General features: G+C 44.5%; 28 protein-coding genes and 1 riboswitch. Of the genes, 11 read left to right on the top strand and 17 right to left on the bottom strand.

Features of this window, described 5'->3' with window-relative positions; translation table 11 throughout:
- Nucleotides 1–140: 140 nt before the first annotated feature.
- Nucleotides 141–497 carry a DUF1360 domain-containing protein gene (locus NSU16_RS06345; RefSeq protein WP_010333781.1) on the bottom strand — a complete coding sequence of 119 codons (357 nt, stop codon included), beginning with the start codon at nucleotides 495–497 and terminating at the stop codon, nucleotides 141–143.
- 155 nt (nucleotides 498–652) lie between these two features.
- On the opposite strand from NSU16_RS06345, the gene cotV reads away from it, so the two are divergent.
- The 5 genes from cotV to cotZ all read left to right on the top strand — a co-directional run bounded on the left by cotV (nucleotide 653) and on the right by cotZ (nucleotide 3,223).
- Nucleotides 653–1,039: a spore coat protein CotV gene (gene cotV, locus NSU16_RS06340; protein WP_268449944.1), complete on the top strand. Its 387-nt coding sequence runs from the start codon at nucleotides 653–655 to the stop codon at nucleotides 1,037–1,039.
- A gap of 40 nt (nucleotides 1,040–1,079) precedes the next feature.
- Complete coding sequence (gene cotW, locus NSU16_RS06335) at nucleotides 1,080–1,409, top strand: spore coat protein CotW (RefSeq protein ID WP_059352739.1); 330 nt, start codon at nucleotides 1,080–1,082, stop codon at nucleotides 1,407–1,409.
- A gap of 88 nt (nucleotides 1,410–1,497) precedes the next feature.
- On the top strand, nucleotides 1,498–2,007 hold the full coding sequence (gene cotX / locus NSU16_RS06330) for a spore coat protein CotX (protein ID WP_268449940.1): 510 nt from the start codon (nucleotides 1,498–1,500) through the stop codon (nucleotides 2,005–2,007).
- A 150-nt stretch (nucleotides 2,008–2,157) separates the two neighbouring features.
- Entirely contained in the window at nucleotides 2,158–2,646 is a 489-nt protein-coding gene (gene cotY, locus NSU16_RS06325; protein WP_010333777.1) for a spore coat protein CotY, read from the top strand.
- Between the two features lie 127 nt (nucleotides 2,647–2,773).
- Entirely contained in the window at nucleotides 2,774–3,223 is a 450-nt protein-coding gene (gene cotZ / locus NSU16_RS06320) for a spore coat protein CotZ (RefSeq protein ID WP_168747436.1), read from the top strand.
- A gap of 87 nt (nucleotides 3,224–3,310) precedes the next feature.
- Here cotZ and cotO read toward each other — a convergent pair whose 3' ends face one another.
- The 10 genes from cotO to NSU16_RS06270 all read right to left on the bottom strand — a co-directional run bounded on the left by cotO (nucleotide 3,311) and on the right by NSU16_RS06270 (nucleotide 12,349).
- Nucleotides 3,311–4,036, bottom strand: a complete 726-nt coding sequence (gene cotO / locus NSU16_RS06315; RefSeq protein WP_268446786.1) for a spore coat protein CotO — start codon at nucleotides 4,034–4,036, stop codon at nucleotides 3,311–3,313.
- Between the two features lie 100 nt (nucleotides 4,037–4,136).
- Nucleotides 4,137–4,913 carry an enoyl-ACP reductase FabI gene (gene fabI, locus NSU16_RS06310; RefSeq protein WP_010333773.1) on the bottom strand — a complete coding sequence of 259 codons (777 nt, stop codon included), beginning with the start codon at nucleotides 4,911–4,913 and terminating at the stop codon, nucleotides 4,137–4,139.
- Nucleotides 4,914–5,052: 139 nt separating this feature from the next.
- The gene (gene thiD / locus NSU16_RS06305) at nucleotides 5,053–5,865 is read right to left on the bottom strand and encodes a bifunctional hydroxymethylpyrimidine kinase/phosphomethylpyrimidine kinase (RefSeq protein WP_339192315.1); all 813 of its coding nucleotides are present in this window, start codon (nucleotides 5,863–5,865) and stop codon (nucleotides 5,053–5,055) included.
- Between the two features lie 18 nt (nucleotides 5,866–5,883).
- Nucleotides 5,884–6,894 (bottom strand): thiazole biosynthesis adenylyltransferase ThiF, encoded by a 1,011-nt coding sequence (gene thiF / locus NSU16_RS06300; RefSeq protein WP_268446783.1) that lies wholly within the window; start codon nucleotides 6,892–6,894, stop codon nucleotides 5,884–5,886.
- Entirely contained in the window at nucleotides 6,891–7,661 is a 771-nt protein-coding gene (gene thiG, locus NSU16_RS06295; RefSeq protein ID WP_081720775.1) for a thiazole synthase, read from the bottom strand. Before thiG ends, thiF begins: the two co-directional genes overlap by 4 nt.
- Entirely contained in the window at nucleotides 7,658–7,858 is a 201-nt protein-coding gene (gene thiS, locus NSU16_RS06290; protein ID WP_286059665.1) for a sulfur carrier protein ThiS, read from the bottom strand. Before thiS ends, thiG begins: the two co-directional genes overlap by 4 nt.
- Nucleotides 7,858–8,967 (bottom strand): glycine oxidase ThiO, encoded by a 1,110-nt coding sequence (thiO, locus tag NSU16_RS06285; RefSeq protein ID WP_339192314.1) that lies wholly within the window; start codon nucleotides 8,965–8,967, stop codon nucleotides 7,858–7,860. Before thiO ends, thiS begins: the two co-directional genes overlap by 1 nt.
- Nucleotides 8,951–9,568 carry a thiazole tautomerase TenI gene (tenI, locus tag NSU16_RS06280; RefSeq protein ID WP_286058715.1) on the bottom strand — a complete coding sequence of 206 codons (618 nt, stop codon included), beginning with the start codon at nucleotides 9,566–9,568 and terminating at the stop codon, nucleotides 8,951–8,953. The genes thiO and tenI overlap by 17 nt, the downstream gene beginning before the upstream one ends.
- Nucleotides 9,546–10,253 carry a thiaminase II gene (gene tenA, locus NSU16_RS06275; RefSeq protein WP_268449925.1) on the bottom strand — a complete coding sequence of 236 codons (708 nt, stop codon included), beginning with the start codon at nucleotides 10,251–10,253 and terminating at the stop codon, nucleotides 9,546–9,548. The genes tenI and tenA overlap by 23 nt, the downstream gene beginning before the upstream one ends.
- Nucleotides 10,254–10,333: 80 nt before the next feature.
- Nucleotides 10,334–10,442, bottom strand: a riboswitch (TPP riboswitch).
- A 62-nt stretch (nucleotides 10,443–10,504) separates the two neighbouring features.
- Entirely contained in the window at nucleotides 10,505–12,349 is a 1,845-nt protein-coding gene (locus tag NSU16_RS06270; protein WP_326330437.1) for a monovalent cation:proton antiporter family protein, read from the bottom strand.
- Nucleotides 12,350–12,533: 184 nt separating this feature from the next.
- Between NSU16_RS06270 and prpE the strand changes: the two genes are divergently transcribed.
- Nucleotides 12,534–13,271, top strand: coding sequence for a bis(5'-nucleosyl)-tetraphosphatase PrpE (gene prpE, locus NSU16_RS06265; RefSeq protein WP_268449919.1), 738 nt, complete (start codon nucleotides 12,534–12,536; stop codon nucleotides 13,269–13,271).
- Between the two features lie 32 nt (nucleotides 13,272–13,303).
- Here the strand turns inward: prpE and NSU16_RS06260 are convergent, their stop codons facing one another.
- From NSU16_RS06260 to NSU16_RS06245, 4 genes are read right to left on the bottom strand one after another with little or no spacing between them, the layout of a single operon-like run.
- Nucleotides 13,304–14,188: an RluA family pseudouridine synthase gene (locus NSU16_RS06260; protein WP_339192313.1), complete on the bottom strand. Its 885-nt coding sequence runs from the start codon at nucleotides 14,186–14,188 to the stop codon at nucleotides 13,304–13,306.
- A gap of 14 nt (nucleotides 14,189–14,202) precedes the next feature.
- Complete coding sequence (locus NSU16_RS06255) at nucleotides 14,203–15,003, bottom strand: NAD kinase (RefSeq protein WP_010333761.1); 801 nt, start codon at nucleotides 15,001–15,003, stop codon at nucleotides 14,203–14,205.
- Between the two features lie 19 nt (nucleotides 15,004–15,022).
- Nucleotides 15,023–15,658 carry a GTP diphosphokinase gene (yjbM, locus tag NSU16_RS06250; protein WP_024120930.1) on the bottom strand — a complete coding sequence of 212 codons (636 nt, stop codon included), beginning with the start codon at nucleotides 15,656–15,658 and terminating at the stop codon, nucleotides 15,023–15,025.
- Nucleotides 15,659–15,686: 28 nt separating this feature from the next.
- Nucleotides 15,687–16,055: a hypothetical protein gene (locus NSU16_RS06245; protein ID WP_326226882.1), complete on the bottom strand. Its 369-nt coding sequence runs from the start codon at nucleotides 16,053–16,055 to the stop codon at nucleotides 15,687–15,689.
- A gap of 123 nt (nucleotides 16,056–16,178) precedes the next feature.
- Here NSU16_RS06245 and NSU16_RS06240 point away from each other — a divergent pair, with 123 nt between their 5' ends.
- The 5 genes from NSU16_RS06240 (at nucleotide 16,179) to NSU16_RS06220 (ending at nucleotide 19,539) form a co-directional block, all read left to right on the top strand.
- The gene (locus tag NSU16_RS06240) at nucleotides 16,179–16,751 is read left to right on the top strand and encodes a CYTH domain-containing protein (RefSeq protein WP_168747424.1); all 573 of its coding nucleotides are present in this window, start codon (nucleotides 16,179–16,181) and stop codon (nucleotides 16,749–16,751) included.
- A gap of 14 nt (nucleotides 16,752–16,765) precedes the next feature.
- Nucleotides 16,766–17,497 carry a lytic transglycosylase domain-containing protein gene (locus tag NSU16_RS06235; RefSeq protein WP_339192312.1) on the top strand — a complete coding sequence of 244 codons (732 nt, stop codon included), beginning with the start codon at nucleotides 16,766–16,768 and terminating at the stop codon, nucleotides 17,495–17,497.
- A gap of 266 nt (nucleotides 17,498–17,763) precedes the next feature.
- Complete coding sequence (locus tag NSU16_RS06230) at nucleotides 17,764–18,162, top strand: thiol management oxidoreductase (RefSeq protein ID WP_339192311.1); 399 nt, start codon at nucleotides 17,764–17,766, stop codon at nucleotides 18,160–18,162.
- On the top strand, nucleotides 18,159–19,058 hold the full coding sequence (gene spxH / locus NSU16_RS06225) for a protease adaptor protein SpxH (RefSeq protein WP_010333755.1): 900 nt from the start codon (nucleotides 18,159–18,161) through the stop codon (nucleotides 19,056–19,058). Before NSU16_RS06230 ends, spxH begins: the two co-directional genes overlap by 4 nt.
- A gap of 313 nt (nucleotides 19,059–19,371) precedes the next feature.
- Nucleotides 19,372–19,539: a hypothetical protein gene (locus tag NSU16_RS06220; RefSeq protein WP_010333753.1), complete on the top strand. Its 168-nt coding sequence runs from the start codon at nucleotides 19,372–19,374 to the stop codon at nucleotides 19,537–19,539.
- A gap of 37 nt (nucleotides 19,540–19,576) precedes the next feature.
- Here the strand turns inward: NSU16_RS06220 and pepF are convergent, their stop codons facing one another.
- Nucleotides 19,577–21,406, bottom strand: a complete 1,830-nt coding sequence (pepF, locus tag NSU16_RS06215; RefSeq protein ID WP_339192310.1) for an oligoendopeptidase F — start codon at nucleotides 21,404–21,406, stop codon at nucleotides 19,577–19,579.
- 229 nt (nucleotides 21,407–21,635) lie between these two features.
- Complete coding sequence (locus NSU16_RS06210; RefSeq protein WP_339192309.1) at nucleotides 21,636–22,787, bottom strand: competence protein CoiA family protein; 1,152 nt, start codon at nucleotides 22,785–22,787, stop codon at nucleotides 21,636–21,638.
- Nucleotides 22,788–22,942 lie beyond the last annotated feature (155 nt).

Here is a 22,942-nt window from a genome sequence, read left to right as displayed (position 1 = left end):
TTTTTGTTTGATACGATGAATCTGTATATGGAGTTTTTTGGGAAGGTTTGTTAATTTGATTCACTTTGATCCCTTCCTTTCCTTATGTCATATATGCTACTTTATGCGGATACTGACGGAAAGTTGCTGGTGGGAATGCCTCATTCCTGCAGCCATTTTGATACAAGGGTTTCAATTATACCGGCCAGCCCGGCGATCGCCAGCAGCAAAACCAGCCACTGGGCCGCCTCTGGAATAAAGGCCTGGCACAAAATCAAAAAGCCGGCGCACCACACGCCTGTGCACCAATAGCAGCTCAGCAATTCACCGATAAACGCCCTCACACCTGTTCCCTTTATGACAATATACGTTTCAATGTTCCCGTCCGCATCCTTTTCCTCCTTCTCTTCATGAAAAAGGCTGCGAAGCGGCGCCATAATCGTATCAAACACGAAAAGACGCGCGAGCCGGAAGACCGCAAGCGAAAGAAGGAAAAGAGACAGCCAATTGATAACCACTTGTTCACTCCTTTCATCATCCCCTTCACATATATGCAGAAACCCTAGCTTTCATGATTTTGTATCTTGTCCTGTTGAAAATTGGTTGTTTTTCTTATTCCGCTCTGCATCTCTTCTGCATTATATACAGTATGGATAAGAAAGGAGTGAAGGTTATGTCATTTGAAGAAAAAGTTGAATCCCTGCATCCTGAAATATTTGAGCAATTATCAAGCGAATTCGAACAGCAGATCGAAGTCATTGATTGCGAAAATATCACAATAGATACGTCACATATAACATCTGCCCTTTCTATACAAGCCTTGGTTACAACAATGATTATCCTGGCAACACAGCTCGTCATCGCCGACGAGGACTTAGCTGACGCAGTAGCAAGCGAAATTCTTATTCTTGACAGCTCCCAAATCAAAAAAAGAACCATCATTAAAATTATCAACAGCCGAAATATCAAAATCACTTTATCTGCCGACGAAATAATAACCTTTGTACAAATTTTGCTTCAGGTGCTTAACAGCATTCTCAATGAACTTGACGTCCTTTAACCCTTTCTTTTCACAAACTCAAAAGTCGAGGTGAAATCAAATGTCAGATAACGACAAAATTAAAGAAGAGCTTGCAAAGCTTCCAGAAGTTGATCCGATGACGAAAATGCTGGTCCACAATATCTTTCTGAAACACGGCGTGACCAAAGACAAAATGAAAAAAGTATCAGATGAAGAAAAAGAAATGCTCTTGAATCTGGTAAAAGACTTGCAGGCTAAATCAGAAGCGTTAATTGAAAACCAAAAGAAGAAAAAAGAAGAAGGAACGGCGCAAGAGCAAAAGAACGAAAAGCCGTTAAGCCGCAGAGAACAATTAATTGAGCAGCTCAGACAAAGACGGAAAAACAATAACAATTCAAACCAATCATAAAAAATAGGGTTCTTCATCAGGATATATGCCTCAGTCAAAGTAAGAGGCTCGCTCATTTAATAACAGTAAAAGAAAAGGAGGAATAGATATGGAAAGCAGACCATATTCTTGGGTTGCACTTGATCCTGACTGTGACCATCCGTTAGACGAAAAAGATAAAAAAGAAGAAAGAAAATGTAATTGCGATATTTGCTGTAATGGCAATGGGGTTTTTGGCAACGACAATGCCTTCATCGACCAAGATCTAGCTCAGGCAAATCTCAACAAACAAGTCTCCGATGAGACGATTATTATTAGAGATTCTTGTGACATTAACGTTACATCTACAGACGTTCAAGCCGTAACATCAGTTGTAACAGCGCTTAATGCCGCTGTAGTTACAGCTACACTCACATCCATTGCAGACGGAGTCATCGCCGAATTAGTCGCACAAGATTTATTGCAGCTGACAGCTAACAAGCAAGTTAACCGCCAAAAACTTCTCATCGAATGCTCCCGCGGCGTAAACGTCTCAACAGTAGATGCCGATATCGCAACACTTATCTCTACAGCAACAAACACTCTCGTAGCCATCCTAGTTATCACTCTCGTCCTCTAGGACCTAAAAGCAGAGCTAAAAACGCTCTGCTTTTTCTTATTTTCCCGCATATGATGAATATATAGACGTTCACCCACACCAAGTGAGGCACGAGTACATATGTTGTTAAGGACTAAAGTCAAATACCCTATAAAGAAGGAGCTGAAATCAATGAGCTGCGGAAAAACCCATGGCCGACATGAGAACTGTGTATGCGATGCAGTGGAAAAGATTTTAGCAGAGCAGGAGGCAGTTGAAGAACAGTGTCCGACTGGCTGCTATACCAACCTTTTAAACCCTACGATTGCTGGAAAAGACACAATTCCGTTTCTCGTTTTTGATAAAAAAGGCGGGTTGTTCTCCACATTCGGAAACGTGGGGGGATTTGTGGATGATATGCAATGCTTTGAATCCATTTTCTTCCGCGTCGAGAAATTATGCGATTGCTGCGCTACACTGTCTATTTTACGCCCGGTCGATGTTAAAGGCGAAACATTAAGTGTTTGCCATCCTTGCGACCCGGATTTCTTCGGGCTTGAAAAAACAGATTTCTGCATAGAAGTGGATCTCGGATGCTTCTGTGCGATTCAATGCCTGTCACCAGAGTTAGTTGACAGAACATCCCCTAACAGAGATAAAAAGCATCATCACAATGGATAAACACTTGTAAAGAGGAATCCCCTTCCAAACTCTATTACAGGTGCAAATCATTCAGCTGCTTCGAAAGTGAGGCAGCTGACTCTCCATCATTTCGCCAGTCTCAAAATTACAAGGCAGGAGGGATAATATGAGCCAGAAAACATCAAGCTGCGTGCGTGAAGCGGTAGAACAAATTGAAGATTTGCAAAACGCGGTTGAAGAGGATTGCCCGACCGGCTGCCATTCCAAGCTTTTGTCAGTAAACCATTCATTAGGCGATACAGTGCCTTTTGCAATATTTACATCAAAATCAAAGCCTTTAGTCGCCTTCGGTAATGTCGGCGAGCTGGATAACGGACCTTGCTTTAATACAGTATTTTTTAGAGTGGAAAAAGTTCATGGCAGCTGCGCAACGCTATCCTTATTAATCGCTTTTGACGAACACAAACACATTTTGGACTTCACCGATAAAGACACGATTTGTGAAGTGTTCCGACTTGAAAAAACGAACTACTGTATTGAAGTGGATTTAGACTGCTTCTGCGCGATCAATTGCTTAAATCCTCGTTTAATCAATCGCACACATCATCATTCATGATAAGACGGAAAAGCTTGCAAGATTTGCAGGCTTTTCTCTATGTAAAAAAGCTGCCGGAACGATCTGCCGGGCAGCTTTTTGCTTTCATTAAAAACCTAACGGGTGCAGAGATGTTATCTCATCGATCGCCAGCTCAGTCGGAGCACCATTTCCGGTCGTCCGAAGCAGGACGGAATCATTTCTTCTTCCGACAATCACGCCTCTGTACGTTTTTCCATTGGCTTCAATCAGACAAAGCGCTCTCGGCATGTTATGCGGCAGTTTTGTTAAAAAATCGATTTTTTCATGGATGGACATCTTGCTCATCGGTTTTTTCACTTTTCTGGCCGGCGGTGCCTTTTCTTCAGCTTTAGCTGCATTATGCACGGCCTCCGGTTCCTTTTCAGGCTTACGGGCTTCAGGTGCAGGCTCTTCCTTTTTTTCCGCTTCCCGAGACTGCTGTTTGGGGATTTCTTCAATTGCCTGCGGCTCTTCTAACGGTACCTGCTGCTTTTTCTGGTTCTCCGGCTCTCTTACCTCTTGTTTTTGCTGACGCACTGGTTCCTCTGCCTGTTTTTTCTCTGTTTGCTGAGCATCTTTTGCCTGAATGTCTTCCCGCTTTTTTTCCTCTGTTTCCACAGCATCTTTTACCTGAATCTCTTCCCGCTCTTTTTCATGGTAAACCGGCTGTTCCTCTGCTTTTGGCGGAGCCGGTTTAGCCTTTCTTTTAATGACGATCTCCTGCATGGACGAGCGTGTTTCCACATAGTCCGGCTGAACAATATACATGAGCGGTTTTTTATCCGCGTTTCTTTTCTTATTAGACATCTTCATCCCTCCGATTCTGTCATATTCTATCTATATGACAGAATGCTGAAAATCAGAAGAAATAAAAAAGCAATCCCTGTTTGGGACTGCTTGAAGGTGAAACTGCTTAGCGGGCAGTGATATGGAAACCTGAATCAACATGAAGATTTTCACCTGTAATGCCTCGGGACATATCGCTAAATAAAAATGCAGCTGTATCTCCCACCTCTTCAGGTGTGGTCGTGCGGCGAAGCGGTGCACGCTCTTCGATGTCTTTTAAGATTGAGTTGAAGTCACTGATGCCTTTAGCAGATAATGTTCTGATCGGACCAGCAGAAATGCTGTTAACGCGGATATTTTCTTTTCCTAAGTCAGCAGCTAAGTACTTCACACTTGCGTCAAGAGAAGCTTTCGCTACACCCATCACATTGTAGTTCGGCATAACGAGCTCTCCGCCAAGGTAAGTCAGCGTTACGATGCTTCCGCCTTCAGTCATCATCGGACGCGCCGCTTTTGTGACAGCGGTCAGTGAGTATGAGCTGATGTTGTGAGCTAGAAGGAAGCCCTCACGATTTGTGTTTAAATATTCGCCGACAAGCTCTTCTTTGTTGGCAAACGCGATACAATGCGCGATACCGTGGATCACACCGACCTGCTCCTTAATGCTTGCGAAACAAGTTTCGATTTCCGTGTCGTTTGTTACGTCGCAAGGAAGGATAATGGAATCGTTTCGCTCCAAAGTTCCAGCGAGTTCATGAACAGATTTCTCCAGGCGTTCACCTGCATATGTGAAAATCAATCGTGCGCCCGCTTCATGTAAAGAGCGCGCTATTCCCCAAGCGATACTGCGTTTGTTGGCTACTCCCATAACAACAATGTTGCGGCCTTTAAGTGAAAAATTCATATGTATAAAGCCTCCTATATTTGTTAAAGACATAGTATTAGTACCTGATCTTAATACCTATCATATCATAACCTTGTCCAGATGAAAAGCGCATACCAAAGTCAAACATGAAAGAGACCACCATAAGCAGGTGGTCTCATCAGTTTATTTTTATGCTGTTTCGTTTAAAAGCGAAATGATTTGTCGGCCCGTGGCCCGATCCGATGCCGAGCGTATTTTCTACGGCTTCGCGGACAAAGTTGGCAGCAACCTCGAATGCCTGATGGATGCTGTCTCCTTTAGCGGTTTGGGCTGTTAAAGCCGCAGCAAAGGTGCAGCCAGTGCCATGCGTATGCTTCGTATCGATATAAGGATGGCTGATTTGCATAAACATGTTTCCATCAAAAAGAAGGTCAGTAATGTGATTGTCCTCAGGCTGGTGCCCGCCTTTGATAATCACATGCTGCGCACCCATCTTCACTAGCTGTTCCGCAGCTTTCTTCCGGTCATCAAGCGAACGGATCACCATACCCGTCAGCGCTTCTGCTTCCGGCACATTCGGCGTGATCGCATAGCTTCGTGGGATCAGCAGCTCCTTCAGCGTAGCGATTGATTCATCGCGCAGCAAGGACGCCCCGCCCTTCGCGATCATAACCGGATCAACGATCACCCGGGTTAATTCGTATTGATCAATTTTCCTTGCCACTTCTTCAATCATTTCTGCATTCCAAAGCATTCCTGTTTTTATGGCGTCCGGTCTCAAATCCTCCGCCACAGCATCAATTTGCTCTCTCAGTGCCTCTGCAGTCAGCGGATACACGCCGTGAACGCCAAGTGTATTCTGTGCAGTTACCGCCGTGATGGCAGACATTCCGAATACACCAAGCTCCTGAAAGGTTTTAATATCTGCTTGTATCCCCGCGCCGCCGCCTGAGTCAGAGCCGGCGATCGTCAAGGCTTTATATATACTCATCAAACTACACTCCTTTTATTACCCGATCCATTTATGATAGATGGATTTTGCCCTGGCAATATCATTTGTTCCATGGATCAATGCTCTGCCATCCCGAAACAGCACCATTTTCATGTCATCAGAGCGGCAGGAAATTAAATACGGATTCGCTGCTACTTCCAGCCCCGCCTGCCTCAGCTGCCCCGCCATCACGTCAAGATCTGCTTCTTTTGTGAAAGAGGATCTGATTTGCACCGTGTTTCTGCCGCACAATACTGCTGCTTTCGTTTGGTTTTCGTATGATAAAAACGGAAAATCCTTTGTGCCGCAGCTTGGACACGAGTCATCTTTAAGTCCCGCTGCTCTTACTTCTGACCGCTCATTTTTCCATAGGTCAAAGGAGCGCAGCACGGGCTCGCATTCCTCTCCCGTCAGCAGTTTCAGAGCGTCTGTCACCTGAAGGACAGCAACCTGCAGAACAGCCGGGCTGATAATGCCGGCTGTGTCGCATGTCGCACCGCCAATCGGAAGGGTATCGAGTAAACAATGAAGGCAGGGGGTTACCCCCGGCAATACAGTAAACGTAAGGCCGTAGCTACCCACACAAGCGCCGTAAAGAAACGGAATGCCTTCTTTCACTGCAGCATCGTTAACAATAAGCCGGGTTTCAAAATTATCGGCGGCATCTACAATGATTGATGCGCCACGAATCAGTTCGGATACGTTTTCTGCTGTGACATCCATGACAAGTCCGGTCACATCCACATCACTGTTAATGGAACGAAGGCGCTGCTCAGCAGCCGCTGCTTTCGGCATTTCCTTTCTGACATCATTTTCTGTGTAAAGCTGCTGGCGCTGCAGATTGCTCCATTCGACGTAATCTCTATCGGCGATTTTCACCGATCCGACTCCCGCTCTCACCAGCATCTCTGCGCTGGCCGTTCCCAGTGCGCCGGCGCCGATGATCACAACGCGCGCCTCTCTCAGTTTCTTCTGGCCTTCGGAGCCGATTGGAGCAAACAGCTCCTGTCTGGAGTACCTGCCCGTCATACAGGAAGACCTTCTCCCGGACTGCTTGCCGTTCCATATGACTTGACTGGAATGCGGCCTGCTTCATAAGATAGACGCCCTGCTTCTACTGCGAGCTTCATGGCGCGCGCCATTTTCACCGGATCGTTCGCACCTGATACGGCCGTATTCAGCAGTACGCCGTCCGCTCCAAGCTCCATTGCATATGCCGCATCTTTTGGCGATCCGATTCCGGCATCCACGATGACCGGCACTTTGGCCTGTTCAATGATAAATGACAGATTCAGAGGATTTAAAATCCCCTGTCCCGATCCAATCGGAGAAGCCCCCGGCATAATAGCATGAACACCAAGCTCTTCAAGCTTTCTCGCCAGCACCACATCATCCGAGGTGTACGGCAGCACAATAAATCCCTCTTCAAGAAGCTGTTCAGATGCTTTTAACGTTTCCACAGGATCGGGCAGCAAGGAACGGCTGCACCCGATGACTTCGACTTTAATCATGTCACAAAGCCCGGATGCTTTCGCGAGCCGTGCAATTCGAACTGCTTCTTCCGCCGTACTGGCGCCAGCTGTATTTGGCAGAAGCGTATATTTGGATAAATCAAGCTGTTCCAGAAAATTAGGCTGAGACGCTTCAAAGATATTCATTCTCCGTACAGCAAATGTTAAAATATCAGACTCTGAAACAGCCACCGCTTCCTTTTGAATATCAAACGATGGATATTTTCCCGTGCCCAACAGCAGCCTTGATTGAAATTGTTTCCCGCCAATTGTTAACATTCTCATCCGCCTCCTACAAAATGGACAATTTCGATGACATCACGATCACACAGCTCTACCTCGTGATATTGTTCTTTGCCGATAATTTCTTTATTTCTTTCAACGACAACGATTTTATGTTCAAGCTGATAAGACGCAAGCAGATCCTGAATCGTACCTGAGTCTCTATCCCATTCAACTTGTTTACCGTTCAGCTGAAGCATCATATCTGAACCGCCTCCTTGCGATCAATTCGAAAGGCGTGCAGCCAGTCTGCCTTGACCTCTTTATTCATAATGAGATCACCAATTAAAGCACCCGTTGCAGGAGCAAGCAGAATCCCGTTTCTGAAATGGCCCGCCGCAAATAAAATCCGGCTGTCCTGAGGGTGCTTGCCAATGTATGGCTTTCCGTCCTTTGTCCCCGGACGCAGTCCCGCCCAAAAACGATCAACCTTCATATTCTGAATCGCCGGCAGCATCGTTTTCGCTTTTTCCATAACCGACTGAAGTCCGCCAAGATCCGGCTTCTCGCTCCAGTCACCAGGCTTCATCGTCGCGCCGACAACCAGTCTGCCGCTTTTTCTCGGTACGATATAGCAATGATCATGATAAAGTGTTTTTGTCAGCGGAATGTCATCATTCCAAACAGACAGGCACTCTCCTTTTACAGGAAAAAATGACTGATTCAGCCCGAGCTGCTTAAAAAACATCCCGCTCCAGACCCCGCTGGCAACCACGACATAATCCGCATGCATGTCACCGGACGCTGTTTTGACCAAAATGGATTCACCGCCACGTGTCACATCGAGAACAGGAGTATGCTCAAAAATATCCGCACCAAGCGCTTTAGCCGATTTAGCGTATGCCTTGCATACAAAATAAGGCTCAACATGAACATCATCCTGAATAAAGCTCGCCCCGTAAATCTCACTGGCCGTATACGGCTCTTTTTCCAGCACTTCTTCTTTTGTATGCCAGCTGACAGAATCCAAATCGTCCATCCGTCTGAGGCGTGACACGTCTTCTTCGGAGAATGCAAGCTTAAACATACCGCCTTCATGCCTTCTGATATCGATACCGGATAATGCAAATAGCTCCTCTCCAAGACCTCGGTACATACGCTGACTGTGCATGGCGAAATCAAAAAACGCATCCCGTTCCTCGCACTCGGCATGGGCGCCAAGCATCCCTGCCGCGGCGCTTGTTGTTCTGCTGCCTATTGTTCCGCTTTCAAGCAATGCGGTGTTTTTCTTTTCTTTTGCCAACTGATAAGCGATCGCGGAACCAATAATTCCGCCTCCAATGACAACTGCATCATAATGCCTTTTCATACTGAATCTCCTTTAGCTTGCGGGAATATCGTCTGGCAGCTTCCAAAGGATCATCGGAAGAAAAAATTCCCGACATGACAGCAATACCGTCTGAACCTGCTTGCTTCATTTCTCTTAATCTGGCAGGTGTCATCCCTCCAATTGAAATAACCGGAATCGAGATCCTCTGTTTGATTTCTGAAAGCAAAGACACGCCTCTGCCCTCAAGGCCTTGTTTGCAATCCGTTTCAAACACATGTCCGAACAAAACATAATCAGCATCATCCTTTTCTGCCTGAAGCGCTTCCTCCAGTGAATGCACTGATCGCCCAATGTGCAGGTGAGGAAATCTGGCTCTTACTTGTTTCGGTGAAAAGCTGCAGCTCGGCAGCTGAACACGATGAATATTTGAAAAAAGTGCAATATCAACCCGGCCATTCATCACCAGCTTTTGCTTATCAACACCGCCTTCAGAAATAAGCTCCAGCAGTTTCAAAATGTCAGCCGCCGATTTAGACCGTTCTCGAATATGGATGAAATCAACCTCATCCTGAATGGCTATAATGGATCTCACTAGATCTTCAACCGGCTTGCGGTCATCAGTTATGGCGTGCAGCTCCAAGTCCTTCCACCTCTTTTACGCCGCTGTCTGACCAGCCTTCTTTTCGATAAGCCATTCCCCAGAACTGATATTCATAATAGCTGGAAATAACAAAATTCTCTTTCATCTTGGCACGCACTTCCTCGGTGCTGTTTTCCGCCAGCTCATCCAAACGGTTAATTTGTTCTTCCACCTGCTGTCTGAACCAGTCACCGCCGTAGGTACCAATCCACTTCTGATAGATCGGATGCCCCGGATCACATGTCAGCAATTTCTCACCAACCTCATAATAAAGCCAATAGCACGGGAGAAGAGCTGCCAAGATTTCTGCAAAATTCCCGCTCAAGACCGAACGGTACATATGAGATGTATAAGAGTATGCGGTAGGAGATGGCTTAAATGCATTCTGTTCTTCCTCACTAATTTCCAAAAGCTCTGTAAACTCGCGATGAAGCGCCATTTCTGCTTCATATGTACCTTGAGCATGGCTGGCCATGCGTCCCGTTGTATAAAGGTCCTTCGCATAAGCGGCGCCGAACGATTGCACCTTCGCAAAATGCGTTAAATAATAAGAATCCTGAAGCACGTAGTATTTAAAACGGTCAATCGGAAGAGTTCCGTCACCTATTCCCGTAACGAACGGATGGACAAAACTCCCCTCCCACCATTCTGCGGCTGCACTGCGGCATTCTTCTGAAAACTTCACACGTCATTCCCCCTGTCTGATAATAAAAAAACCACTTTCCCGCAAGGAAAAGTGGTTTGGAATTGGCATAGTTATATAACACAAATACCGCTCCACTTCCCTACGCAGGTCTGAACCTGTTCAAGTTATGAGGGTCTAAAAGTCACACTTTTATCTCAGCCCTTATAAAGGACACCCCTAGTGGTTTTACGAATACATATTGAATTGTTCTGCACCTCTATATTAACACGAATCCTTATTTGGTCAAGATTTTATCCTTCCAATGTTTTCTTAAGATCCGTTACATACCCGCGTGATCCGGTGACAATTAAACGGTCTCCGATTTTCAGCCTTGTATCGCCGTGAGGAACAATGCTGTCCACACCTCTGAAAATCCTGACAAAAATCACATCGCCTGTTAAAGGGAATTCACGGAGAATCACGCCGTCGTATTTGCTGTTTTCCATATTAATTTGATACAGCGAGGACTCTTGGTTCGTGAGCAGTTTCATGACGCCAGGTGCTTCTATCAGCGCGCGAAGCAGTGTTTTGGTCGACAGCAAGATGGAAAAGATGCCGATGCCCTGCTCCTTCAATTTCGCTTCGTTCTTCGGTGATCCGGTGCTGGCGATGACTCTTTCTGTCCCCTTTTCTTTGGCGTATAATGCGATGTCCGTATTCATGTCTTCATCCCCTGTCGCCACTACAAGGATATCTGTATCAAATATACCGAGTGATTCAAGGGTTTGATGCTCATAATCAGGAAGCGTTTCGACGGAAAATACTGAGTCTGACAGCTTTTCCTCAGCGTTTTCTTGATAAACGTGCACGACACGCACTTCATACTCACTCTCAGGCAATTCAAGTGTAACAGGCAGTGTCATTTGATTAGCGCCGATAAATGTGATCTTCTTTTTCTCCTCCGGCTGCTCCTGTTTTTTGTACAGCTTTTTAAATCCGACCGGCGTAAAAATGCTTGCAATAACCGCCACCAGCGTAAGCGCTCCTGACATATTCGCACTGATGACATGAAGCTGCTGGCCGATTGTCGCAGCGGCAATCACAAGAGAAAGCGTTGATGTCAGCAGGAAACCAGACGCCAATATTGTGCGGTTATCATACCATTTCTTCAAGTACAGGATAGGAAGAATCTTGCTTACTAACAGTGCCATAAGCAGCAGCGGAATCATCACTAAAATTTTCGGGTCCTGAAAAAGTGTCCAAATATCCAATTTTACGCCGACCATCACAAAGAAAATCGGTATTAAGAACCCATAGCCGAAGGAATCGAGCTGCTGAACCAATTCCTTGTTCGGCGAGAGCAGGGAAACAAGCACGCCCGCTAAGAAAGCGCCGAGTATATTTTCTGCCCCCAGTGATTCAGACAGAGCCACCAGTACGATAATTAAAGTGAAAATAGCACGGGTGCCAATCTGGATCGTCCCTTTAGACATGGACTGAACAAAAGAACGGTGTTTAAAGATCCGGCCGAAGAAGTAGAGCACTACTCCCGCTGCAAACAAGATCATTAAGAGCCACATGTTTCCGCTGTCCTCTCCATACAAAGAAGAAAATACAGCAAGAAGAATCATAGTGACCAAGTCAGCAATCACGGCAACAAGCAGGATGATCTGACCGATGTTTGAATTCATGAGCCGTTCTTCCTTTAAGGTTGGAACGACAACACCTAACGAAATCGTAGAAATAATAAGCGTCATTAAGAATGCATTTTGGATAAATCCGGCCACGACGAACCCATAAGACAGCAGCAATGATAAAATAAAAATACCGATAAAAATAATGGATGCTGTGGCAAATGTATTGGGTGCTTCCTTGCCGTTTTGCAGAAACTGCTTTTTCTTTCCCTTCTCAAAGGATGAAAAATCAATTTCAAGACCGCTTAAAAACATTAAAAAGATAAATCCGAGCATAGAGAGCGTCTGAAGCCAAGTATCACCCTCCACAACTAAATTAAGACCGCTTTTTCCTATAATCAATCCCATAATAATTTCAGCAACAACAACAGGGATGCTGAGTTTAAACCGATGCAAAAGGATGGGAGTCAAAAATGCAACGATAAGTACGACAACTAATGATGCGACAGATGTATGCGCCATAATCTGAACCTCCTTTTAAAAAAACATAACGCGATTTTAACAAGGGTGATGATGAAAAATAAAGTAATAAGGTCTCATTTTTTTTTTAGAAAATGATTCTTCTATAATTTGCACATAAAAGCCGGTGATGACTCACAGCAATTTGCTTCATAATAAATAAAATCATGAGTAAGGAGGATGCTGCATGGCCTACTACGATATCATCAGCGATATTCATGGCTGCTACGATGAAATGACAGCCCTAATAGAAAAACTTGGATACACAATAAAAAATGGATTGCCTGTACATGATGCAGGCAGGGTGCTTGTTTTTGCCGGGGATTTGACAGACCGTGGCCCTAAATCAATTGAAGTCATCCGCTTTGTAGCCGGAGCTTATGAACAAGGAGCCGTGCGCTATGTCCCGGGAAATCATTGCAACAAGCTGTACCGCTACTTAAAAGGAAATCCAGTTAAAGTGATGCACGGTCTTGAAACAACCGCGGCAGAGCTTAAAGCACTTTCTGAAGAAGAAAGAAGAAAAGTCAGCGAACAATTTATGAGGCTTTATGAAACTGCGCCGCTTTACGACATCTTACATAATGGAGAATTGGTTGTCGCCCATGCTGGCATAAAGGCTGACGATATCGGCAAAAACACGAGGAGAGTAAAGGACTTTGTGCTTTACGGCGATGTGACGGGTGAAACGTATCCGGACGGCAGACCCGTCAGGCGGGATTGGGCCGCTGCTTATAACGGGACAGCCTGGGTTGTATACGGACACACACCTGTTAAAGAGCCCCGCATAAAAAATCGCACCATTAACATTGATACAGGCTGTGTGTTTGGAAATGAACTGACGGCCTTCCGTTTTCCCGAACTGGAGACCGTCTCCGTTCCAAGCTCTATGCCTTATGACGAGACTAGATTTCGCCCCATATAAAAAGGAGAGAATCGTTTTAATGATTCTCTCCTTTACATAATTCCTAACATATCGTGCGGCAGAGCCGCATGAAACGTCATTTTTTCCTGCGTCAGCGGGTGGATAAACGACAGCTGCTCACTGTGCAGCGCCTGCCTGTCAATCTTCTGTCTCGTTCCGCCGTACAACGTATCGCCGCACAGCGGGTGGCCGAGATAGCTCATATGAACGCGAATTTGATGGGTCCGCCCTGTCTCAAGCTGCAATGCCACCGTGGTTAAGTCATCCGTAAGACGTGTGACACGAAAGTGAGTAATAGCCTTCTGACCGCCAGGTGTCACTATCCGTTCAATGATACTGTCAGGATGTCTGCCAATCGGGGCGTCTACCTTTCCCTCTGTCTCTGCCATACGTCCATGCACAATCGCAACATATCTGCGTTTCACAAGGCCGTTTTTTTGCGCCGACGATAAAATGGAGTGGGCAAAGCGGTGCTTGGCAACAAGCATGACACCTGACGTATCCCGGTCTAGCCGGGTGACAAGATGAACCGTGGCCCGTACTCCGTTTTTTTGGTAGTGATGGATGATGCCATTCGCGATGCTTCCCGCCGGGTGCTCTCGCGACGGAATAGATGACACATACGGCTGTTTGTTTATCACAAGCACGTGTTCATCCTCATACATAATATCGAGCGGAACAGGCTCGGCCAAAAGCGTCTCGCTCACCTGTTCCTCAGGAAACTTTACAACAAGAAAGTCTCCTTCTTTCAATACGTATTTAACAGTCACATGTTCACCGTTAATGAGAAGATCTCCTCCGCCAAATTTGATGTCGGTCAGCAGACGCTTCGAAATTCCCAGATCGACCGTATATTCCTTTAAGGTCATTCCGTCTTCAGCGGTAGTGATCTTCTTTTCAATAATAAATTGCTTCACGATACGTCCTCTTTCTACTCACCTTTTCCGATAAATGAATCCTGGACTCTTTTCCAAAACGGAAACGGACGGAATCTTGCAAATCTTACATTTTCGGATGCCACCTGACAGCGGATGGACTTTACATCCTTATGAAGCAGGGTTAAATGGTCAATTGTCACTTGAAAGTCAACTTCGTTTCTCGGTTTAATCATGCAATCATGATGGGAAGGGAGAAGGAGCGGTGATCCGACCGTCCGGAATACGCGGTTATTGATAGATGCCATTTCCGCCAGCTGAATCGCTCTGATGGATGGGTGGATAATTGCTCCGCCCAGCGCTTTATTGTAGGCTGTGCTCCCAGAAGGCGTGGACAGGCAAAGGCCGTCGCCACGGAACGTTTCAAAAAGCTGCCCTTTGATTTCCACATCCGCCACAAGGCTTCCTTCTATACTTTTAATCGTACATTCATTTAACGCCAAATATCTTTCTTCCCGCTCATTTTCATGATAGGTTACTATTACTTCAAGGAGCGGATATTCCACAGTGTGATACGGTGTTTTCGCAATTGCGAGCACGAGTTTTTCAATTTCATGAGGAACCCAGTCCGCATAAAACCCCAGATGACCCGTGTGAACGCCGACAAAAGCTGTTTTATCTAATCTGTCGCTGTATCTGTGAAAAGCGTATAAAAGCGTCCCATCGCCCCCGACTGAAATGACAATTTCCGGTTCATTTTCATCCAGTTCCATGTCAAAATCTAATAAATACGCCTGTATTTTGCTTTTCAGCGTATCAGAAACATTGTCTCCTTTTGACGATACGGCAAATTTCATGCTTTTTCTTCCCCTTTACCTATTGATGCTCGCTTCCTTTTTTCTTTCTAGAAAAGGCAGCTTGAGCTTCCTGTATTTCACCCTTGATCTCCGACATCTCTTCATCAAGCCGTGAAGCTGCTTCAGAAGCGCGCTGAAGCCTCAGTTTTACTTTTTCAGGAATGTTTCCGCTGTATTTATAATTTAATGAATGCTCAATGGTCGCCCAAAAATTCATCGCCAGCGTACGGATCTGTATTTCAACAAGAACATGTTTCTCTCCAGATATCGTCTGCAAAGGATACATCACGACAAGATGATATGACCGATACCCGCTCTCTTTATGTTCTGCAATATAATCTCTCTGATCCACAACGGTGAAATCTTTTCGGGCAAACAGCATTTCCTTTACAAATTGGATGTCATCGACAAATTGGCACATGATCCTAAGGCCTGCGATATCCTGCATGGTTTCAATTTCATGTAATGGTATGCTTTTCCGTCTGGCTTTTTCGAGTATACTCGCCACAGGCTTGACGCGTCCTGTCACAAACTCAATCGGTGAATGGTCATCCTCATATTCATAAAGCGTGCGGATCCCCTTGAGCTTCACTTTTAATTCTTCAACAGCCTGGCGGTACGGCACTAAAAAACGCTCCCATTGCTTGTCATCCATCATACATCCCCCAATTCAGCACCAGTTTCTATAGAAAAACGCGTTTCACTGTTTCTTCCATTTCTTCTCCGTAGTTCGCATTATCTTTAATATTTTCTAAAAGATACTCCAGCTCATCATGCAGCCCTGACAGCTCAATGCTTTCATTCCCTGCCTCTAAAACGATCGGTTTTCTTTGATCATGAGCCTGCTTTAGTTCAGGCCATATATGTTCCTTTATCATGACATATTCAAAAGAATCAGCTAATTCAAGTATGTATACAAAAGCAATGTTGTCAGAATCAACTAGCATTTGACCTGACGGCTTGCGTTCTGCTTCTTTTCCTTCTGTCTCACAGGTAAGGCGAAGCTCATCATCCGATAGTGTTGCATTTAAAATTTCGATTCTGTTTTGCATAATGCTCTCCTTTATAAACAAAGTACAGATTCATTTTATCATATCAAGCTTGATATTGATAAACCTAACATCTAAAGAGATAATAGTAAAAATGAGATTTACAGAGCTGAAAGGAAGACCATTATGAGCCAAGAAATTGAAATTGAATTTAAAAATCTGCTTACAAAACATGAATTTGAAAACATAGCTGCGGCACTGGATTTGGCAGAAAAAGAATTTACAAATCAAGAGAATCACTATTTTGATACAAACTGCTTCGCACTGAAACAGAAACAGGCGGCGCTTCGAATCCGCAAGAAAAATGACGAATATGTGCTGACATTAAAAGAACCGGCTGAAGTTGGACTTCTGGAAACCCACCAGAAGCTTTCCGGCGTATCCGACTTTACACGTTTCACGATTCCGAAAGGCCCTGTCAAGGACCAGCTGAAGAAGCTTCACATCGATACAGACGCCATTCATTATTTTGGATCTTTAGCAACAAATCGCGCAGAAAAAGAAACAGAAAAAGGTTTAATAGTTTTAGATCACAGCCGATATTTAAATAAAGAGGATTATGAAATCGAATTTGAGGCGGCTGACTGGAATGAAGGCAAGTTGGCCTTTGAAAAGCTGCTTCAGCAATTCAGTATTCCTCTGCGAGAAACCAAAAATAAAATTCAGCGTTTTTATGAAGAAAAACGAAAGTCTATATAAGGTGGAATGACATAGTGAACGTAACGAATTGGGCGGCTCTCCTTCAGCTTCAGGCATTACAGTCTATATCAAATGCAAGCAGCACGGGCAGTCAGAGCGCTGAGAGCCCGCTGTCAAACTTCAGCTCCTTGCTCAGCCAATATACAAATGGACTGTCTCAGCAAACACCTGTGTCAACAGCATCTTCAAGCCCGCTCAGCCAGCTGAACAGCGCTTACGGGACATCGCCGTCACTGCTTTCAGCTTACGGGCTTAACTCCTATTCAAACGACAATGTCGGCCAATTTACAAAAGCGAGTGAAAGCACTGAAACAGCTGCTGTTGATGCCTCCTCAAACAAACAAGAGGATAAAAACATCAGCTCGGGTGACTTCTCAATCGACAGCGCTATAAAAAAAGCCTCTGACAAATACGGAGTCGATGAAAAACTAATCCGCGCTGTCATCAAACAGGAATCCGGCTTTAATGCAAAAGCCGTCAGCGGTGCAGGCGCAATGGGTTTAATGCAGCTGATGCCGTCAACAGCAACCTCCCTTGGCGTTTCCAATCCGCTTAATCCGCAGCAAAACGTTGAGGGCGGAACGAAATATTTAAAACAAATGCTGGATAAATACGATGGCAATGTATCCATGGCGTTAGCAGCTTATAACGCCGGCCCGGGAAACGTTGATCGATACGGAGGCATTCCGCCTTTCAGAGAAACTCAAAACTATGTAAAAAAAATAACAGCAACCTATTACGCGTAACCGGAGCGGCACTTGCCCTCCGGTTTTTTTGCGGAGTGAAATCTTACACATTCATGATTTGTATGTGATATGATATGAAATACAAACCTGGCGCTCAGCCGAACCCTGTCTTCAAGCGCATAAAAAGCGCTTAAAAGGCAGTTTGTTTGTAGAAATGATGCCTTGTTGCTAAAATAATTCATAGATGAATTGAAATAAATACAGAAAATAACTTTTTGCAATAGGAATTATGATTCCTATTAGCCATATTTAAAGGAGTAGTCAACATGGGACAATCGTTTAACGCACCTTATGAAGCGATTGGAGAAGAACTTCTATCGCAACTTGTTGATACTTTTTATGAGCGTGTCGCGTCTCATCCTTTGCTTAAGCCCATATTTCCGAGCGATTTAACAGAAACGGCCAGAAAACAGAAGCAATTTTTGACACAGTATTTAGGCGGGCCTCCCCTTTATACCGAGGAACACGGCCATCCCATGCTCAGGGCAAGGCATTTCCCCTTTCCGATTACAAACGAGAGGGCCGATGCGTGGCTCAGCTGTATGAAAGACGCAATGGACCATGTAGGACTTGAGGGCGACATTCGTGAGTTTTTGTTTGGCCGGCTGGAGTTGACAGCAAGGCATATGGTGAATCAAACAGAAGCGGAGGATCGATCATATTGACAAATTATCAGCATGAGCAATACTTCGCCCATTGCCACGGCCATCCAAAAAAACCGCTGGAAATCTACATGTTTGTTGACCCTTTATGTCCCGAATGCTGGTCCTTAGAGCCTGTCATAAAAAAAATGAAAATCAGATACGGACGTTTTTTTACCTTACGCATCATAGCTTCCGCAAGCCTTACAGCGTTAAATAAGAAACGTAAAAAGCACCTTCTGGCAGAAGCCTGGGAAAAGATCGCAAGCCGCTCCGGTATGCCGTGTGACGGCAGTGTATGGTTTGAGCAAGATCAGCCGCTCTCTTCTCCATATATGGCTGCTCTCGCATTTAAGGCAGCAGAACTTCAAGGAAGAAGAGCCGGTATGCAATTTCTTCGGAATATGCAGGAGAGTCTGTTCGTTTCGAAGAAGAACATTACGGATGAAAACGTGCTTTTGGAAATAGCGTCAAAAACAAGCCTGGATCTAGAGGAATTTCAAAAAGACCTCCATTCCCAAAGCGCGGTCAAGGCGCTTCAATGCGACATGAAAATCGCGGCTGAGATGGATGTTACAGCCACTCCGACGCTGACGTTCTTTAATACGCAGCATGACGACGAAGGACTTAAAGTCCCCGGCAGCTATTCATACCATGTGTATGAAGAAATCTTATTTGAGATGCTTGGCGACGAGCCTAAGCCCTCGGAAACACCGCCTCTGGAATGTTTTATTGAATATTTCCGTTTCGTTGCCTCTAAGGAAATCGCTCTTGTATATGATTTGAGTCTTGAAGAGGTAGAAAAGGAAATGAAAAAATTGGCGTTTGCTAAAAAAGTTGCCAAAGTAGAGGCCAAGCACGGAATGTTTTGGCAGTCCCTCACCAGCAGTTCTGATGAATACCAATCATGTGAAAAATAGCCGCAGGCATGTATATGCTTGAGGCTATTTTTTTGCACAAAAATCAAACATATGTTCTGTACAAAGCACTAAAGAAACCGCGCCGGGATAAGCGCGGTTTCATATGTCTTAACGACAACAAAGGGGATGGGAGAAATTTTTCACGGTCAAACAAAGGGGTAATGTTTGTTTGTGATCAATTTCACATCCTTATCATATCAAAAGTTGTCGACTGTTGACAACCATTAAGTTTAATGTTCATATTTTTGTCACAAAACATAACTGACAGGTTTCATTCATATGCTTGTAAGGAACAAGGACGAGGAGGATCGCCATGCTGTTTAATGTGATCTCAATTGTATGCATTGTTGTTTTTTTCTGTTTAAATTTATTAGCTATGATGCATATGCTGCCTCTTTACATTACGTCCCCTCTGCTGTTTCTGTCTATTCTGTTTACCTTGTACCGTCTGAATCATCGGAAAACCTTTAAAGGATTTTAAAAAGCCTGTGCATCATTTATGCACAGGCCATTTTTTATTAAGACTGCTTTACTTTCAGCAGCAGTTCTTCCATTTCATCAAGCTTTTCCTCAAACATTTTGCACGCAGCTTCAATCGGTTCTGGCGACGTCATATCAACGCCGGCTTTTTTCAGGATGTCGATCGGATATTGTGAGCTGCCCGCTTTCAGGAAGTCAATATAACGGTCAACCGCAGGCTTGCCTTCCTTCAAAATTTGGCTGCTTAACGCCTGTGCAGCACTGTACCCTGTCGCATACTGATACACATAGTAGTTGTAATAGAAATGCGGAATCCGTGACCATTCGAGTCCGATTTCTTTATCAATCACCATGTCGTTTCCGAAATACTTTTTATTCAGATCATAATATACATTGGTCAGAAGCTCAGGTGTCAGCGGCTCCCCTTCTTGCGCTTTTATATGGATAAGATGTTCAAATTCTGCAAACATCGTTTGTCTGAAGACGGTTCCTCTAAAGCCCTCAAGCATGTGGTTGAGAATATATAAACGCTGTTTTTCATCCTCTAAATTGCTCAGCAAATATTCACCAAGCAGTGCTTCGTTTGTCGTAGAAGCAACTTCCGCGACAAAGATGCTGTAATTGCCGTAAGGATATGGCTGGTGTTTTCTCGTATAGTAGCTGTGAACAGAGTGGCCGAACTCATGCACTAGCGTAAAGAGATTATTGACGTTATCATGCCAGTTCATTAAAATATACGGATTTGTGCCGTATGTTCCTGAAGAATAAGCGCCGTTGCGTTTCCCTTTATTCTCATAAACATCAACCCAGCGGTTTTCAAGCCCCTCTTTTAAGATAGAGCGATATTCCTCTCCTAAAGGTGCAAGCCCCTTCAGCATATAATCCTTAGCTTGCTCGTACGTAACCTTCATTCCCGCATCCTTCACAAGCGGTGTATACAGATCATAGATATGCACTTCATCCAGCTCAAGCACTTTCTTTCTCAGTGCAATATAACGATGCAGCAGCGGAAGATGCTTGTTAATCGTTTTGATGAGATTGTCGTATACCTCTTCAGGAATACTGTTGTTAGAAAGCGCAGCTTCACGTGCTGACTTGTATTTTTTCATTCTTGCGTAGAAGTTATCTTTTTTCACAGTCCCGCTCAAGGTAGTCGCCATTGTATTTTTATATTGGCCGTATGTTTTATATACAGCGTCAAACGCATTTTTGCGGACTTCACGGTTTTCACTTTCTAAGAAATTAATAAAATTGCCGTGAGTGATCTGTTTTTCATTTCCCTCTTCATCTTTAATAGATGGGAATGTAATATCGGCATTATTTAACACGCTGAACGTATTTGACGACGATGACAGCACCTCAGAAGCTTCAGCCAGCAGCGCTTCTTCCTTCTCGCTCAGCACGTGCGGGCGTTCCTTTGTGATTTCTTCAATGGCATGTGAGTAAAGCTTCAGCTCTTCTTTTTCAAGAATAAACTGCTGCAGTTTGTCTTCCTCTATGGATAAAATTTCCGGAACAAGATAAGCTGTTGCGCTTGCGGCCTGTGTATACAGATTTCCAGCCTTATCATTAAGTCCCTGATAAAAGGAGTTCCCTGTATCTTGGTCTGAGCGCATATGCGCGTATGTGTAAAGTTTGCCCAAACGCTCCATCACCTTATCCTGGTAAGTAAGGGCTTCGTATAAATGATCGGCTGAATCAGCCAGCTTGCCTTTATACTTAGATAAATCCGGTATTAATTCTTTAACAGCTTGAAATTCTTTATTCCAGGCCTCATCACTAGGAAAAATATCCTCAAGTCTCCATGTGTCCTCTACCTTTACCTCACTTCGGTCAGGCAGTTGATTTGCTTTTTTTTCCTCAGCCATGGTGATCCCCCTCGTTTTCTTTAATTCAAGCCAATTGAAAAAACGGTTGTTTCTCAATAAACTTGTGTTGTGAATATCTTCCGGTTTTTCACTGCCATTTGTCAAATCATATGCAGTTATGAAGAGAACGAATGCCAAAAAAGCAGTAAAAACACGAAAAACCTTTCCTTTTGTGCTTTTCACAACCAGCCCACCACCTTTGTCTTAGGGTGAGCCAAATCAGGAAAACTCATTCGATAAAACAGCTTCTGTCTTTTTCAATGAGATCCTGTAATGATTGGCTGCGCTTTGCGGGCTGATTCAGCACATATACTTCTTTCTGAGTCTCTCTTAAAAATCCCTTCTTGCACAAAAATTCAATGTACTGTTTAACAGCCTCACTGAGACCCTGATCGCTGTATTCTCCTCTGAGCAGAATGTTCTTTTTATGAATGTGTAGTTTGCAGTGCTGCAAAATGGCTGAAAAGCGAATGGGCGCATGTTTATACCCAAGATCCGTAATAAACAGATAAAGATAACCCTGCCATACAAAAACGGGACTCTTGAAAACGGCTCCTTTCTGTACAGGAACAAACACCTCTGTCGGAAGAAAAGAGAGAGGCGTTTGCCGTTTTTCATAAAACAAAAGCCTAAGCCGATTTATATCTTTAGAGAGAAACCGATGAGTTTTGCGGCGAAAACGGAGAATGGCTCCTGTCCAATCTGTATGCTTAAACGATGAATCCGATTCAGTGAAAAAGAGATTTTCTGCCGCTGCCTGACGGACAGGAATCGTTTGGACGGAGCAGTAAAAATGGGTTGTGTAAAACGGGATCATGTGGCTGAGCCTCAGGAAAGAATGTGTTTTGGGGCAGTAACATAACAGATTGCTGTTCTGACTGGTATTGATAAACTGCCAATGGAAAGCGGACAGCTGGTAAAAGGATGAAGATGTCCGTTTTAAGCGGCTGCCCCCAAGAATCCACCGCGGTATCATTCCTGCTTGTTTGAAACCGGCTGTTCTTTTTTGAAAGACATCAGGAGGGAGAGTCGCGCATTGGTATTCAACAGCAAGCGTATTTCCCTTAACTTTCGCCAAGATGTCGGGCCTTTGTTTAATCTCTTTCACATACGGCTCTAAGAGCGGTGAAGCCTTTTGCGTTTTCAGCCATACATATAGCTGCCGTTTTCCTTCTAAGTGATAGGCGCTCTCAGGTTCTATGTCTATCGTGCAGGACTTGTTCTGTTTATGGGCAAAATGCGGCGCTTTCTGAGACCCTAGCTTCACATCGAGCTCCTCTGCACACACCGGGCAAAAAAACCTGGTCTGCTTTAATTTTTCTCTGCTCTGCCTGCCTATGAGGTGGAAAACTTGACCGTCTTCTGTCACAGCACTAAACAATTGTCATCTCTCCTTTCCAGATTCATCACTCTTTCTGGAAATGACCGATGAACTCCTGTTTGCTGATGTTTTGCCTATATGTATGTTTTTGATTTTCCAGCTTCAATATGTTGTTTTGAAATAGAAAAAAACCGATTTCCGGCAAGAAATCGGTC

The organism is Bacillus sp. FSL K6-1003 (assembly GCF_037964945.1).
GTDB classification, from domain to species: domain Bacteria; phylum Bacillota; class Bacilli; order Bacillales; family Bacillaceae; genus Bacillus; species Bacillus mojavensis.
The sequence above is the reverse complement of the archived record's forward strand: the minus strand, read 5'-3'. Positions and strand labels throughout refer to the sequence as shown.